This window comes from Nocardia araoensis NBRC 100135 (assembly GCF_000308435.1).
GTDB lineage: Bacteria > Actinomycetota > Actinomycetes > Mycobacteriales > Mycobacteriaceae > Nocardia > Nocardia araoensis.
This window is the reverse complement of the sequence record NZ_BAFR01000205.1, coordinates 1-14,560: the sequence shown is the minus strand read 5'-3', so window position 1 is coordinate 14,560 and position 14,560 is coordinate 1. Positions and strand designations below refer to the sequence as shown.

The following is a 14,560-nucleotide window of genomic DNA, read 5'->3' as shown; positions in this document are numbered from 1 at the left end:
AACCACTCGACATGGACTCGTCAACCGCGGGTACGGCTGTCGCGGAACAGGATTCCGCCGTCCAGACCGCCCTCGTCCAGCTCTTCGGCCCCGAAGGCAGGCCGGATCCCTACCGACCGGCCCGGGTGTTGCGTGAAGCGGGGCGACTGCACCGGACCCCCTTGGGCCACTACGTGCTCACCCGCTACGAGGACTGCGCGGCGGTCCTGTCGACCACCGCGTGGAGCCACGCGGAGGAGGCGGCGATGATGCATCCGACGGTGTCGCCGGAGGACGCGCCCGAGGAGCTGCCCACCTCGTTCCTGTGGATGGAGCCGCCGGACCACACCCGCCTGCGCAACCTGGTGACCAAGGGCTTCACCCCGCGCATGGTGACCAGGCTGCGTCCGCGGATCCTGGAACTCACCCAGCAACTGGTCGACAACGCCTTGGAGGCAGGCGAATTCGACCTCGTCGAGACCATCGCCTACCCGTTGCCGCTGATCGTCGCGTGCGAGCTGATCGGCGTGCCGCCGGAGGCCTACGATCAGGTCCACCAGTGGTCGCAGGACCTGGCGCGCGGCTTCGACCACGACTACACGCTGCCCGAGGAGGCGCTGAAGGCCCGCAGCGCGGCCTCGCGCGGATTCATGTCCTACTTCCGCCAGCTGCTGAACGAGCGCCGCCGCGACCCGAAGGACGACCTGCTCAGTGCGCTGTCGCAGGTCGAGGATCGCGGGGACGTGCTCACCGAGCAGGAGCTGTTGGCCACCTGCATCACCACCTTCGTGGCCGGGCACGAGACCACGGCCAACCTGATCGGCACCGGCATGTTGCAGTTGATGCGCAACCCCGAGGCGATCGACACGTTGCGCCGACGGCCGGAACTGGTCGCGACGGCGCCCGACGAACTGTTGCGGCTGGAACCGTCGGTCCAGATCACCACTCGTGCCGCGACCCGCCCGATCACGCTGGCCGGGCACGACTTCGAGCCGGGCGAAGGCGTGGTGGTGCTGATCAATTCGGCCAATCGCGACGACGCGGCCTACACCGACGCCGATCGCATCGACGTCGCCCGGTACGCCGATCCGATGAACCCGGCCAAGAAGCACCTCGGCTTCAGCCTGGGCATCCACTACTGCCTCGGCGCGCCGCTGGCACTGCTGGAAATGGAAGTGCTGCTGGAGGTGCTGCTGCGAAAGGTCCGCGACATCGAGTTGCTGTCGGACACGCCGCCGTACAAGCCGAATGTCGTGATCCGCGGGCTGGAGGCGCTGCCGACCCGTTTCGCCGCCGTGTGACCGCGGCGCCCTCGGGCCGGAGGCGGCCCGAGGGCAAGGATCAGCTGCCGACCACCTCGATCTTCGCCTCGTCGACCTTGATGTTCTGGTCCGTCGGGTTGCCCTGCGGTTTCACGGTGATGCGCGACTTCTCGACGCCGGCGGATTCGAGCTCGGCAGCGATGTTGTCGCCCCTGGCTTTGGCCACGGATTTGGCGGTGGCGGCGTTCTCGTCCTTGGCGTAGGTGGTGATCTCCACCTTGGCGTCGTTGCCCTTCAACGGGACCGCCACGATTTTGATGGTGGCGACATCCGTCCCGCTGAGATCGGAGCTGCCGCTGTCGAAGGTGATCGGCGCGGCGGCCAGTGCTCCGTTGATTCCGTCCTGGATCGCCTGCTGCGCGGTGTTCAGGCCCGAGCGCACGGCCGAAGAGGCGGTCGCGGCCAGGCTGCTGCGCATGGGGTGGGTCTGCTCGGTCGTCGACGCGGAGGAATTCGAGCCGTCGTCGGACCCGCACGCCGCGGTCATGAGCAGCGCGGCGGCCACGGCGGCGATTCCGCTGACGCTTTTCCTGGATATCATCTGCCTACTCCTGTTTCGGTGGAGAAATCCCATGTGCGTCATTCGGTGCGATGCGTGGAATTGCCGGGGCACGGGCCCGCACGCACACATCGGTCCAATGGTGCCGGTGCAGTCGATCCTTGCACAGGCACGCGGCCCGGAGTGTCGTTTCGCGGGTGGTGGCATTTCCCGGTCACGATCGGCGCAATTGTTGCCGGAATGTGCGCTAGTCGCCATGCGCGCGGCGTAGCGTCGATTCGGCGAAATCCGTCGTTTCTCCTGATCCGGCCACCACCGGCTCGGGACGGGCCGGACGTCGAGACGAATCGCGCGAATCCGCCCCTTCGCGGCCGGGCGAGCAGAGGAAGTGAATTGCGGTGCGGTCGGTGAAGTTGTCCGTGGCGTTGGCCCGGGAAGTCTCGCTGGCACGGAGCCGGGCGGCGACCGGATGGCTGCGCGGAACGCCGTACGGCCGCACCGTGCGCCGGGTGGCCGAAGGCTTGGCCGAGGTCCAGATCGTCGATCGGTCGATGGTCCTCGCCGCGCAGATCTTCACCTCGGTGCTGCCGGTGATCATCGCCGCCTCCGTGTTCAGCGGTTGGCACGCGGCGGCGAACACGATCAACGACCAGTTCGGCTTCGACTCCGGCTCCCTCGGCGCCGACAGCGGCACGACGTCGGCCGATCCCACGCTGGCCGCGTTCGGTGTGGTCGGACTGCTCATGGTCGTGCTCGGCGGCACGTCGTTCGCCCGGGCGCTCGCTCGTGTCTACGCGGCCGTATGGAAGGTGCCCGCTCTCGGTCCCCGGGACGCGTGGCGCTGGCTCGCCGCACTGCTCGCCGTCGCGATCGCGGTGGCGCTGGTCGGGCAGACCAGGGAACTCACGCGGATCCGCTATGCGGGTGGGCCGCTCGCCCTGGTCGGCGAGGCGGCCATCTGGGCCTGCGTCTGGACGGTCGCGCCGTTCCTACTGACGAAAGGCGCGCTGACCGGGCGGCTGCTGTGGGTGTCCGGCGTGCTCACCGCGGCCGGTCTGACCGCGATGCACGCGGTGGGGCGGGTGGTCCTGCCGCGGACCACGGCGAACGCCGAAGCGCATTTCGGTCCGCTCGGCCTGGCTTTCACCACGGTCAGTTGGCTTTTCGTCCTGTCGGTGGTGATCGTGGGCGCGGCGGCGGTCGTCAAGGCGCTCGCCCTGGACGAGACCGCCCTCGGCGCCTTCCTGCGTGGTCCGCAGCAGCGCGAACTGTGATGCGTCCGCAGACGAAAGCAGTTGCGCGCCAGAACTTACTTACCAGTCGACCGCGCCGAGCTCGTGCAGCCTGCGGAAGACCAGCATCGAGCCGGGGGCCACCTGGTCCATGGCGGCGTACTCGCTCACGGTGAAGTAGCGCAGCTCGGCGATCTCGCTGGTGGGTCGCGGCTCCCCGTCGAGTTCCGCGGTGAAGCAGGTCATGTGCAGCCGGGTGCCGGGGGAGTGCCCGTACGCCTCGGCCTGGAACACGCCGAGTTCGTCGTAGGCGACGACGCCGACGCCGAGTTCTTCGCGCACTTCGCGATGCAGCGCCGCCTCGGGCGTCTCGCCGGGGTCGATCTTGCCACCGGCCATGTAGAAGACGTCCTTGCCGACCGAGCGCGCCTGCAGCAGGCGACGATCCCGGACATGGGCCAGCGCGGCGGTCCGAATCACCGGCCCACTGTACTGAGCCGGCTGAACACGGCGCCAACCGGATTTTCGGCGGATCCCGCTCAGTGCTCGAGCACGGCGCGATGCAAGAGTTCGCCGATGCGCCGGTGGATCAGCGCGGTGTCGTCCCCGTCGGCGACGAACTCCAGGAACAGCGCCGCACCGGCGGCCAGCGCGATGACGGCCCTGGCGTCCAGCTCGGACCGCGTACGGGATTCGGTGTCGCCCGCCGCGAACAGCGCGGCCGCCGGGGTGCTGAACCCGGCCCACAGCCGGTCACGCAATTGCCGATCGCGGTCCAGCGCGGTCAGCAGACCCGGGACGGCGGCGCGAACGTCGTCGCGCGCGAACAGTTCCCGGCTGCCGCGCAACACCCACTCGATCCAACCGCTCTGATCGGTTCCCTCGAACGGACCCAGATCCGGTGTCTCACCCAGAACGGCGTGCAGCACCAGTTCGGCCTTCGATTGCCAGCGGCGGCTGATGGAAGCCCGCCCGACGCCCGCGCGGGCCGCCACCGCACGCACGCTCAACTCGTCCCATCCGACTTCGACCAGCATCTCCCGGACGGTCGCCAGCACGCGCTGCTCGACCGACTCGTCCCGGGGCCGGCCCGCGCTCCGGGTCGCCGACGGTGGGTCCTGTGCCGTTTCGCCCATGCCGCTCCCTGACCGTATTACGATGCCACTGGCATCGAATTTGTGCCGATGCTTCCGATATCCGGCCATTGTCGCGTGTGTCGCGGGCGCGGCGGCGGCGGAACCATGCTGACGAAGGAACGAAATGGGTGGACACACACCGGCTGAGACCGGCACGGCGCCGACCGCGTTGACGCCGACGACCGGAAGCGACGCGGGGTAACCGGTATGCGAATCGCGGTCACCGGCGGCACCGGCTATCTCGGTGCGCACACCGTTTCCGCCCTGCTGCGGGACGGGCATCAGGTCGTTCTGCTCGTGCATCCGAGCGAGTCCGTCGCGGCGGTGGTCGGCATGTTCGACACCACGCCCGAGGCGCTCTCGGTGCTGCCGGGGGACATCAGGGACCCGCAGACGGTGGAAAAGTTGCTCGTCGGATGCGACGCCGTTCTGCACGCGGCGGGCGTCGTCGGCACCGACAACCGGCGCGAGCAATTGATGTGGGAGGTCAACGCGGACGCCACGGCGACGGTGCTCGCCCGCGCGACGGCGCTCGGGCTGGACCCGATCGTGCACGTGGCCAGCTACAGCGCGCTGTTTCCCAGCCCCGATCCGGTCATCACGCCGGACAGCCCCACCGCGCCGGGGCGCAGCGCCTACGGCCGCACCAAGTCCGCCGCCGACCGGATCGCGCGGGCATTGCAGGCCACCGGCGCTCCGGTGGTGATCACCTATCCGTCCAGCGTCGTGGGTCCCGGTCTCGGCACGCAGGCCGGAATCACCTCCGACGGCTGGGGCGCCATCCTCCGTGCCCGCGTCGCCCCCCGGATCCGGGGCGGCATGCAGATGATCGACGTCCGGGACGTGGCCGCGGTGCACGCCGCCGTCATGCGCCCCGGCCTCGGTCCGAGACGCTATCTGTGCGGCGGTCACCTGGTGGCGTTCGACGAGATCGTGGACATCTTGCAAAGCGCTGCCGGGCAGCGGATCCGGCGGATCCCGGTGCCGAAGGCCGCGCTGCTCGGACTCGGACGGCTCACCGACGCCGCCGCCCGATTCCTTCCGATCAGCGCGGGCCTCAGCTACGAGGCCGCGTGGTTGCTGACCACCGCCACGCCGACCGACGACTCCCGCACGCTGGCCGATCTCGATCTGCGCTGGCGGCCCATCCGGGAAGCGATCATCGAATCCGTGCGGCGGGAAACCGATTCCCGCGCGTGACGGCGCACAGGTCGGTCAGATCAGTTCCCGGGACATCGCCGCGACCAGACCGCCATCGATGATCAGGTCCTGCCCGTTGATGTAGGACGCCTCGGCGGACGCCAGGAACGCCACGGCGCCTGCCACGTCCTCTGCCGTGCCCAACCGGCGGCTCGCCACCTCCGCGAGCACGGCGGCGTGCGCGTCGGGGCTGACGTTGTCGTGGAACATCGGGGTCTCGATGTATCCGGGGCTCACCGAGTTCACCCGGATTCCCCTGGGGCCCAGCTCCGCCGCGAGGCTGCCGGCCAGGTTGTGTACGGCCGCCTTGGTGGCCGCGTACAGCGACGCGCCGGGCAGGCCGCGGTGCAGGGTCCACGACGCGTTGACGACGACCGCCGCGTGCTCGGACAGCAGCGGCAGCGTCTTCTGGATGGTGAAGAACACCCCCTTGAAGTTGATGTCCACGACGCGCGCGAACTCCTCCTCGGTGATCTCGGCGTGCGGCCGGAAGGACGCGACTCCGGCGTTGGCGAACACGACGTCCAATCGGCCGTGCCGGTCGCGCACGGCGGCGGTGAGCGCGTCGAGATCGGCGAGGCGCGCCGCGTCGGCTCGGATCGCGAGCACACGGTCGCCGCCGTGCAGCGCTTCGACCGCCGCGTCCAGCCGGGTTTCGTCCCGGCCGGTGATGACGAGCTGCGCCCCCTCGGCGAGCAGTCGTCGTGCGGTGGCCAAGCCCATGCCGCTGGAGCCGCCGGTGACGAGTGCGACTTTGCCGTCGAATCGAGAGATGTTCTGCGTCATGGGAATCAGCGTGCCGAAGGGGCGCGCGGCCGAACAGTGTCCAGTCCACCTAGGTGTGCCACCACCAGGCTACGGTTACGCCGGGGCGGTGAGCGCGATCCGCATCAGGCCGTCCATCCGCTCGGCGCTGCCGGTGCCCGGCTGCGGGTTGTAGAGCACCAGGAACCAGCCGGGGTGGTCGGCCACCGCGAGGGTGGTCGTGTCGAACAGCAGGTCGCCGGCCTCCGGATGACGCACCGCCTTGACGGCTTGCACGGCGGCGTCAACGTCGTGGCGTGCCCACAATCGGACGAATTCCGGGCTCACGGCGGATAGTTCGTCGACCACCCGCGCGAACGCGGGGTCGTCGGGAGCGTGCGCCGCGTCGGCGCGGAAGGCGGCCACGACGGCGGGCGCGATCGCGGCCCATGCCACGTGCATGCCGCGGTACCTGGGGTTGGTGAAGAAGGAGATCAGGCAGTTGTGGTCGTCGTCGCCGAACCCGAAGACCGTGCGCGCCGCATCGTTGACCGCGAGCAGGTTCCAGTAGCGGTCGCGCAGTACCGCGGGAAGCGGGCCCCACGCGTCGAGCAGTCGGCGCAGCTCGGGGGTGACCTCGGTGTCGCGCACCGCGCCGGGCGGCGGGTTCAGGCCGGCGAGCAGATACAGATGCGTCCGCTCCGGTCCGGACAGGCGCAGTGCCGCGCCGATCGCGTCGATGACCTCCCTCGACACGGTGATGTCGCGGCCCTGTTCCAGCCAGGTGTACCAGGACACCCCCACGCCGGCGACTATCGCGACCTCTTCCCGCCGCAGGCCGGGCGTCCGCCGCCGGCCCACCGTCGGCAGACCGATGTCCTCCGGCGTGAGCCGGGCCCTGCGGGTACGAAGGAAGTCGCGTAGCTGGGCGCGCCGGTGCGGTGCCGGTGCGGATTCGCCGGTCATGGACAGGGCAACAACCGACGCTTCGGATCAGTTCCCGAGATACACCGGGAACGCCTCGAGGTCGTTCTGGGTGAGCACCGGCAGGTTGCGGATCTGTTCGACCGGTACGGCGAAGCGCAGGCCGGGGAAGCGGGCGAACAACGCGGGCAGCGCGATGCCGGCTTCCAGCCGGGCGAGCGCCGCGCCGGGGCAGATGTGCGGGCCGTAGCCGAAGGCCAAGTGGCGGTTGGCCGTCGGGCGGGAGACGTCGAAGTCGTCGGCGTCCGCGCCGTGCACGGCGAGATCCCGGCCGATCGCACGGTAGGACATGACCACACCCTCGCCTTTCTCGATGACGGTGTCGCCGACGGCGATGTCCTCGGTGGCGAAGCGCATGAGCAGATGTGTCACCGGGCTGTCCCAGCGCAGGGTCTCCTCCACCGCGTCCGCCCAGGTGCGGTCACCGGCGCGGACGGCGCTCAACTGCTCCGGCCGCTCCAGTAGGGCGCGCACGGCGTTGAGGATGAGGCCGATCGTGGTCTCGTGCCCGGCGGCCACCAGCGCCTTCAGGTTGCCGACCACTTCCTCTTCGGTCAGCGGCTCGGTGTCGTCGCCGCCGACGATGAACGCGCTGGTCAGGTCGTCGGTCGGGTCGGCGGTCTTCTTGCGCACCAGTTCGGTGAAATACCCGTCCAGCTCGTCGATCACCCGCAGTCGCTCGTCCTGCGGCGTCAGCAGCGAGAAGAACGCTTTGTACCAGTCCAGCAGCATCGGATGGTCGGCACGGTCCACGCCCATCAGTTCACTGATGACCCGCATCGGCAGCGGGTAGGCGAACACCGACTTGAGGTCGACCGCCGCGCCGTCGCGTCCGGCCGCGGCGAGGTCGTCCAGCAGTTCGGCGGTCATGCGCTCGATCGCCGGGCGCAGCGCGTCGAGCCTGCGTTTGGTCAGTGCCTGGGTGGTCTTGATCCGCAGCCTGCGGTGCTCGGGACCGTCGACGGTGAACATGGAGCGGCCCGCGTCGATCATGCCGATCAGCGGCCACTGTCTGGTCACCGCGCCGGACTGCCACAGCGACCAGGCATTGATGTCCTTGACCAGCCTGGTGTCGACGAGCAGCTGCCTGGCCAGCGTGTGCTGGGTTACGGTCCAGGCGGGCACGCCGAGCAACTCGATCCGGGTGAGCGGACCCGCGGCGCGCAGCTTGCTCGTCTCTGCGCCCAGGTCGCCGACCATCGGATCGATGACAAGGGTTGCTGCGTGTGGGCATTCTGTGCTCACGGGGTACCTCCGACGGCGCGAACGGGTGTGAAGCGGACTGGCAGGGATGTCATGCCGCGCAGGAAGGCCGACGGTCGCCGGACCAGGTTCTGGGCGGGCACCGCCAGGTCGAGGTCGGGCAGCCGGTCGAGCAGGACCTCGATGCCGGTGCGCGCGATGACCTCGGCGATCTCCTGCGCGGGAAAGGGGCAGCGGTATTCGCCGTAGCTGAACGCGAAATGCGCGCTGTTGCCCGAGTGCGCCGGATCGGCGCCGTCGGAAACATGCTGGCGCACATGGGGATCGGCATTGGCCGCGGCCAGGCCGAGCAGCAGCATGTCACCGGCCCGGATGACCTTGTCGCCCAGCCGGGTGTCGCGCGCTGCCCATCGCCCGGCGAGGATCTGGGTCGGCGTGTCCTCCCACAGCACTTCGTTCATCGCCTGGCCCACGCTGTGGCGCCCGCCGCCGAGCGCGGCGGCGAACCGGTCGTCGGTGAGCATCAGCCGCACCGAGTTCCCGATCCAGTCGGCCGTGGGCAGGTATCCGGCGGCGGTGATCGCCATCAGGTCGAGGACGTATTCCTCGTCGGTGAACGGGCCGGGATGCGCCAGCATCCAGGAGACCAGGTCGGCGCCGCGCGCGGCCTTCTTGGTCGCGAGCAACCGCCCCATGTGCTCGGCGAACTGCTGATGCGCGGCCTGGGCGTCGGCTCCGCCGTCGGCGAGCGTCTTCATCGTCCACGCCAGCCGCGGTCCGTCCTCGTCGGGGAATCCGAGGATCCGCGCCAGGGCCAGCACCGGCAGCGGCTCGGCGAAATCGGCGACCAGCTCCGCTTCGCCCCGCCCGCAGAACGCGTCGATCAGGCGATCGGCCAGGTCCTCACAGGCGCGGCGCAATTCGAAGGTGTCCACGGTCTCCAGCGCCGGCTCCACCATCGCCACGTGCCTGCGATGCTCCGCGCCCGCGGTGAAATAGATCGACGGCATCGGCTGCCCGACCATCGGCAGCAAGGGCCAGTCCGCAGGAATGTTCGGCCACTGGTTCCATCGCCCGACATCGCGGGGAAACAATTCCGGATCGTTGGTCACCTGATGCAATTCGCGATAGCCGATGACCAGCCACGCGGGGACCCCGCCGGGCAGCTCCACGGCGACCACCGGGCCGTGCTCGCGGCGCATCTCGTGATAGAGCTGCTGCGGGTCGGTATGGAATCGCGGGCCGCTCAACGTGACCGGTGCGGTGCGGACGGGGCAGCTGTCGGTGGAACTCGGCGCGGGCGTGGTCATGACGCGGCCTCCGGAGTCGGGAACAAGGGGCGCCGGGCCGCCGGGGACGGCGCGCGGGAGTAGAGGTGTTCGACGAGGGCGATGAGGACGCCCTTGCCGGACTCGCGGGAGCGGGCGTCGCAGTCGATCACCGGCACGTGCGGATCCAGGTCGAGCGCGTCGCGGACCTCGTCGGGGCGGTGACCCTCGCCGAAGTCGTTGCAGGCGACGACGAACGGCGTCTTCTGGTGTTCCAGGCGGTCGACCGCGTACCAGGAATCCGCGATTCGGTCCGGGTCGACCAGCACGATCGCGCCGAGCGCGCCGGTGAACAGCCGATCCCAGAGGAACCGGAAGCGCTCCTGCCCCGGTGCGCCGAACAGGTAGAGCACGTGCTCGTCGTCGATGGTGATCCGCCCGAAGTCGAAGGCGACGGTCGTCGTCGATTTGCCCGGCACGCCACTGGGATCATCGATCTCCAGCCCCTCGTCGGTCATGATCGCCTCGGTGTCCAGCGGCCGGATCTCACTGACCGCGCGGACCATCGTCGTCTTGCCGACGCCGAAACCCCCGACGATGACGATCTTCAGCCCCCGCGTGGTCGCACGGTGCAGGGGCGCGTCCGCGCGGGCGGGACGCGGATCAGAGTTTGCGAAGTCCAACGAGCACCTTCTCGAGCGTCGTGGTGTCGGGCAGGCTGTGCCACGGTGAGCCGGGCGGACCGGCCTGCGGGGGACGGACGGTGATCTTGCCCGCGTGCAGCAGGTCCGACAGCAGGATGGTCGCGATGCCGACCGGGATCCGCAGCTCCGCGGCGATTTCGACGACGGCGGTCGGGGCTGTGCACAGATCCAGGATCGCCACGTGTTCGGACTGCATGCCCGGCGTCGGTGCGCATTCGCTGACCACCAAGGTGACCAGATCGAACAGGTCGGAGTCCGGTCGGCTCCGCCCCCCGGTCAGCGTGTAGAGCCGATCGGGGTCGTCGTCCCGGCCTGCTCTGCTCACGACACGCCCGCGCCAGGGAAGCGCGGCGTGGCCGCCAAGTGTTCGCCGAGCTGTTCCACCAGCTCCCGCATGTTGTGGCCGACGAGCCCGGCGTCCGCGTCCTCGGCGGCGACGACCGCGAGGTGCGCGCCGAGCCCGGCTTCGACGATGAACAGGATGCCGCCGTAGAACTCCGTCATCGACTGGCGCACTCCGGCCCGGCCGTCGCCGAATTCCACCGACGCGCCGTGGGAAAGGCTCTGGATGCCCGCCGCGATGGCGGCGAGCTGGTCGGCGCCGTCCACGGAGAGTTCGGGAGTGTGACAGATCTTCAACCCGTCGCTGGACAGCAGCAGGGCGTGCCTGGTGCGCGGCGTGCGGGTGAGCAGCTGTTCCAATAGCCAGCTCAGCTGGGCGGTCTCGGAAGTCGTCATCGTTCGTTCTCCACGGAGACGGGAGGGGGCGGGGGGAGTGGTGGCGGCGCCGCCGGTCGCGGGTCCGGTCACCGCGCGCTGGAATGCGCCGAGCGAGTCCGGTCGGGCCGCGGGCGGAGTCGGTGCGGCGGGCTGCGGTGCGGCGAGTCCCTCGGGGTGGACGGCGGCCAGCGTGCTGCCCCGACGCCGCTTGGGCAGCGTCCGGGTCGCGGCGGCGGGAGCGTCCGCCGCGGTGGACGAACGCCCGGGTTCCGGATCGGCCGACTCGTGGTCCGGCGGCGCGGCGGTGCGGTCGCGCTCCCGTGCGACGGGCAGCGTGCCGGTGGAAACGGACGGCTGCGGCCGCTCCGCCCGAGTGGTGAGATCCCGCGGGATCACCACGACCACGGCGGTGCCGCCGATGGCCGAAGGCCGATAGGAGACGGTGAGCCCGTGCTTGCGGGCGAGATTTCCCACCACGGCGAGGCCGAGTCTGGTCCCGGTCAGCGAGGACAGGTCGGCTCCGGCGCCGCGGGTGTCGGGCCCGGTGGCCGACACCGCCGCCTCGGCCCGGCGCAGCGCCGACTCGCTCATGACCAATCCGCTGTCCTCGATGGTGATGATCACGCCCGCGGGAACCTCGGCGGCGTAGACGTGCACTTCGGTGGTGGGCGGGGAGAAATTACAGGCGTTGTCGAGCAATTCCGCGAGCAGGTGCATGACGCCTTCGGCGGCGTGACCGGAGACCGCGATGTCGGCGATCGCGCGCAACCGCACCCGCTGGTAGCCCGCGACGCGTCCCATCGCGCCACGCAGAATCGATTCCATCGCAATGGGTTTGGCCCAGCGGCGGCCGGATCGCGCGCCGCTGAGCACGGCGATGCTGTCGGCGAGCCTGCCCGCCTGGGCGGTGCGGTGATCCAGTTGCAGCAGATCGGCGAGCACCGCGGGATCGCCGTGGCGGTGCTCCATCTCGCGCAGCTCCGCGAGCATGCTGGTGGTCATCGCCTGCATGCGGCCCGCCGCGCCCGCGAAGGCCGCCATGGCCGCGGCGCGACGGCTCTCGCTGCTCTTCGCTCGTGCTTCGGAGCCGGCGATCGCCGCGGCCGCGGCGCTGACCTCGGCCGCCGCACCGCTGGCAGCGAGCGCTCGGTCGTCCCTGGCCCGCCCCGCATCCCGCCGGGCGTGCCGGGCCTGCCGGCGGAAATGGACCGCCGCCGTCGTGGCGGCGCACAGCGCGATGGCCGCGGCGGTGGCGCCTGCCGCCAGCGAAATCCGGAATTCGGCCGGTGCGTAGTACACCGCCGCTGTGACGATGGCAGCACTCGCGATAACGCAGGCCGACAATGTCGCGTACGGCGGTTTCGAGTGCCGGACGGCGTCTTCGCCGGGCTCACTCGCCGCCGGATTCAACAACTCTGACAAGTTCCGTACTTCCGCACTCGCGCTTGCCGCCGGGAAACGGCGTACTGCCCCTTCTGCGTGCCCTCGGCACCCCAAATACGCAGACCGACAAGCAGTTTCGAAATATCGCGGCCCGAGCATAGCGGGGTGGGCGCAGCGGCGCCACTCGAGCGGATTTCGAAGAACGCGCCTGCGGGCGGAAATTCCCGCTGCCGTGTCGATGCTCGGATTACGCTGACGAAGCGTCGAAAAGTGTTTTGCGCGGGTGCGCTCGGTGCGAAATGGGCGAATTCGCGTTTGCTTGGAATTCACTATCGGTGTGCCGGGACGCGTATGGACGGCCGAATCAACCGACACGGTATTTGAAGCGTGGATTATCGACGCGTCATGCGATCGCGTCCGCGCGTGGCGGTGGCGCCGGGCGGGCGGTGTGGCCGGCCCGCCGGACTTCCCGGGGGCCGAAGCCGAGCCGCTGTCGTTCGATCAGAGTTGTGCGGTTTGCTCGCACGGGGGCAGGCCGTCGGCCTGGCGGAGCACTTCGGCGACGGACTCCAGGTACAGCAGGGTGCGCAGCGATACGCCGTTCACGGCCTGTCCGAGGCGGCGCAGGGCCGAATTGTCCAGGTGCGCGATCACTTCCGCGTCGCCAGCCCGGTCGGGACCGGGATCGAAGACGAAATAGTTGGGGTCGAGCCCGAACACGTGGGCCAGCCCGGCGCGAGCCTGCTCCGGGAGCGTGGCGACCTGGCCGCGCCGAACTCGCGTCAGGTGACCCGGTTCCAGGTCGTACCCGGCTGCGGTCACCCATGTCTCGACCGTATCGTCGGCGAGCGGGCGCCCGTGCGCACGCTCCCACATCTCGAACGCTAGGTTCAGCCGGGCAGTGATATCGATTTCCACGACCGCCTCCACCTTCTCGCGACATAGCCTATTGACGGGTCACACATTGACTCGACCGTAGCGTGGGAGTAGTCGATCGCCGTGATTTCACGGCAAATGTCCGGTTGCATAGGGGGCGGAACATACTCGATCCCCGATTTCCGGGGACGGCGAGCTCTAGGAGACGAGTGTGCGGTTGAGTTCCGAGGAAGCCCGCAAACGATTCGCGACCAGTCCGGTCGCGCGGTTGGCAACCATTTCGCCGCAACTGCGCCCGCATGTGGTGCCCATTGTCTTCGCCGTGGCCGGGGAAGTCGTCTATACCAGCGTCGACGCGAAACCCAAGTCGACGACGGCGTTGCGCCGACTGGACAATATCGCGGCGAACCCCGCGGTCGCCGTGCTGGTCGACCGCTACGGCGACGACTGGACCCAGCTGTGGTGGGTCCGCGCCGACGGAACGGCCCGCATCGCCGACGGCGCGGAGGCGCAAGCGGCGATTCGTCGCTTGACCGCGCGCTACTCCCAGTACGAACAGCAGCCGCCACCGGGGCCGGTGATCGCCATCGATGTGGCGCGCTGGTCGGGATGGTCCGCCCGCTGAGCGAGCCGCGCAGGTTCGGGTACAGTCCGATTCGCGGTCTCCGATTGCGGGAGCGCCGAGCCGAACCACCCGTCGAGCCGATCGTGAGGATCGCATGCCCTCGAATTTCGCGCTGAAGGCCATGAATACGGCGCATCGCGTCCTACTGAAGATCAGCTTCGGGAGGCTGGGCAACGACTTCTCCGGCATGCCGTCGCTCGAGCTCACCACCACCGGCCGCAAATCGGGTCGGCCGCACGCGGTGATGCTCACGGCGCCGATCGTCGACGGCGACACCTACGTCGTGGTCGCCTCGCGGGGCGGCGACCCTGTGCATCCGGCGTGGTTCCTGAACCTGCGCGACAACCCGGATGTGCTCGTGTCGGTGCGCAACGGGCCGAAGGTACCGATGACGGCGCGGGTGGCCACCGCCGAGGAGCGGGCGCAGCTGTGGCCCCGGGTCACCTCGGCGCAGTCGGTCTACGCCGGTTATCAGACGAAGACCACGCGCGAGATTCCGCTGGTCCTGCTGACGCCGAAGAGCTGAGAGCAGCGGCGGGATCGGCGCCGGGTCGGACGCGATAGTTGCGCAGTACCGGACCGAGGCATGCGGCCGCCGCTAGCGCGCCCGCGCCGAACATCACCGGATAGCCCAGGCCGAACGTGTCGTGCAGGAACGAAAGCAGTGCCGGGGTGCCGAATCCGA

General features: G+C 69.7%; 16 protein-coding genes. 5 read left to right on the top strand and 11 right to left on the bottom strand.

All coding sequences use genetic code 11. The features are described 5' to 3' along the window. On the top strand, positions 1-1,280 hold a 1,280-nt coding region (locus tag ON21_RS27385; protein WP_306307718.1), incomplete at its 5' end, for a cytochrome P450. Between the two features lie 40 nt (positions 1,281-1,320). On the opposite strand, the gene ON21_RS27380 is transcribed toward ON21_RS27385, so the two are convergent. Further along, positions 1,321-1,842, bottom strand: a complete 522-nt coding sequence (locus ON21_RS27380; protein ID WP_051021403.1) for an OmpA family protein — start codon at positions 1,840-1,842, stop codon at positions 1,321-1,323. Between the two features lie 356 nt (positions 1,843-2,198). Between ON21_RS27380 and ON21_RS27375 the strand changes: the two genes are divergently transcribed. Continuing rightward, the gene (locus ON21_RS27375) at positions 2,199-3,074 is read left to right on the top strand and encodes a hypothetical protein (RefSeq protein WP_039802447.1); all 876 of its coding nucleotides are present in this window, start codon (positions 2,199-2,201) and stop codon (positions 3,072-3,074) included. Between the two features lie 39 nt (positions 3,075-3,113). Here ON21_RS27375 and ON21_RS27370 read toward each other — a convergent pair whose 3' ends face one another. Beyond that, the gene (locus tag ON21_RS27370) at positions 3,114-3,512 is read right to left on the bottom strand and encodes an NUDIX hydrolase (RefSeq protein WP_039802445.1); all 399 of its coding nucleotides are present in this window, start codon (positions 3,510-3,512) and stop codon (positions 3,114-3,116) included. A 59-nt stretch (positions 3,513-3,571) separates the two neighbouring features. Beyond that, positions 3,572-4,168: a TetR/AcrR family transcriptional regulator gene (locus ON21_RS27365; protein ID WP_039802443.1), complete on the bottom strand. Its 597-nt coding sequence runs from the start codon at positions 4,166-4,168 to the stop codon at positions 3,572-3,574. A 207-nt stretch (positions 4,169-4,375) separates the two neighbouring features. On the opposite strand from ON21_RS27365, the gene ON21_RS27360 reads away from it, so the two are divergent. Then, positions 4,376-5,368 carry an NAD-dependent epimerase/dehydratase family protein gene (locus tag ON21_RS27360; RefSeq protein ID WP_039802441.1) on the top strand — a complete coding sequence of 331 codons (993 nt, stop codon included), beginning with the start codon at positions 4,376-4,378 and terminating at the stop codon, positions 5,366-5,368. 15 nt (positions 5,369-5,383) lie between these two features. Here ON21_RS27360 and ON21_RS27355 read toward each other — a convergent pair whose 3' ends face one another. The 8 genes from ON21_RS27355 to ON21_RS27320 all read right to left on the bottom strand — a co-directional run bounded on the left by ON21_RS27355 (position 5,384) and on the right by ON21_RS27320 (position 13,292). Continuing rightward, positions 5,384-6,154, bottom strand: coding sequence for a glucose 1-dehydrogenase (locus tag ON21_RS27355; RefSeq protein ID WP_039802439.1), 771 nt, complete (start codon positions 6,152-6,154; stop codon positions 5,384-5,386). Positions 6,155-6,229: 75 nt separating this feature from the next. Further along, positions 6,230-7,078: a helix-turn-helix transcriptional regulator gene (locus ON21_RS27350; protein WP_039802437.1), complete on the bottom strand. Its 849-nt coding sequence runs from the start codon at positions 7,076-7,078 to the stop codon at positions 6,230-6,232. Positions 7,079-7,105: 27 nt separating this feature from the next. Further along, positions 7,106-8,341: a cytochrome P450 family protein gene (locus tag ON21_RS27345; protein WP_039802435.1), complete on the bottom strand. Its 1,236-nt coding sequence runs from the start codon at positions 8,339-8,341 to the stop codon at positions 7,106-7,108. Continuing rightward, positions 8,338-9,609, bottom strand: a complete 1,272-nt coding sequence (locus ON21_RS27340) for a cytochrome P450 family protein (protein WP_039802433.1) — start codon at positions 9,607-9,609, stop codon at positions 8,338-8,340. The genes ON21_RS27345 and ON21_RS27340 overlap by 4 nt, the downstream gene beginning before the upstream one ends. Further along, positions 9,606-10,250, bottom strand: coding sequence for a GTP-binding protein (locus ON21_RS27335; protein WP_039802431.1), 645 nt, complete (start codon positions 10,248-10,250; stop codon positions 9,606-9,608). The genes ON21_RS27340 and ON21_RS27335 overlap by 4 nt, the downstream gene beginning before the upstream one ends. After that, positions 10,231-10,596: a DUF742 domain-containing protein gene (locus tag ON21_RS27330; protein WP_039802429.1), complete on the bottom strand. Its 366-nt coding sequence runs from the start codon at positions 10,594-10,596 to the stop codon at positions 10,231-10,233. The genes ON21_RS27335 and ON21_RS27330 overlap by 20 nt, the downstream gene beginning before the upstream one ends. Then, entirely contained in the window at positions 10,593-12,413 is a 1,821-nt protein-coding gene (locus ON21_RS27325) for a roadblock/LC7 domain-containing protein (RefSeq protein ID WP_245562754.1), read from the bottom strand. Before ON21_RS27325 ends, ON21_RS27330 begins: the two co-directional genes overlap by 4 nt. Positions 12,414-12,875: 462 nt before the next feature. Beyond that, the gene (locus ON21_RS27320; RefSeq protein WP_157170985.1) at positions 12,876-13,292 is read right to left on the bottom strand and encodes a hypothetical protein; all 417 of its coding nucleotides are present in this window, start codon (positions 13,290-13,292) and stop codon (positions 12,876-12,878) included. 175 nt (positions 13,293-13,467) lie between these two features. On the opposite strand from ON21_RS27320, the gene ON21_RS27315 reads away from it, so the two are divergent. Further along, positions 13,468-13,875, top strand: coding sequence for a TIGR03668 family PPOX class F420-dependent oxidoreductase (locus tag ON21_RS27315; RefSeq protein WP_039802451.1), 408 nt, complete (start codon positions 13,468-13,470; stop codon positions 13,873-13,875). A gap of 94 nt (positions 13,876-13,969) precedes the next feature. After that, complete coding sequence (locus tag ON21_RS27310; protein WP_039802425.1) at positions 13,970-14,401, top strand: nitroreductase/quinone reductase family protein; 432 nt, start codon at positions 13,970-13,972, stop codon at positions 14,399-14,401. Positions 14,402-14,560: the final 159 nt, after the last annotated feature.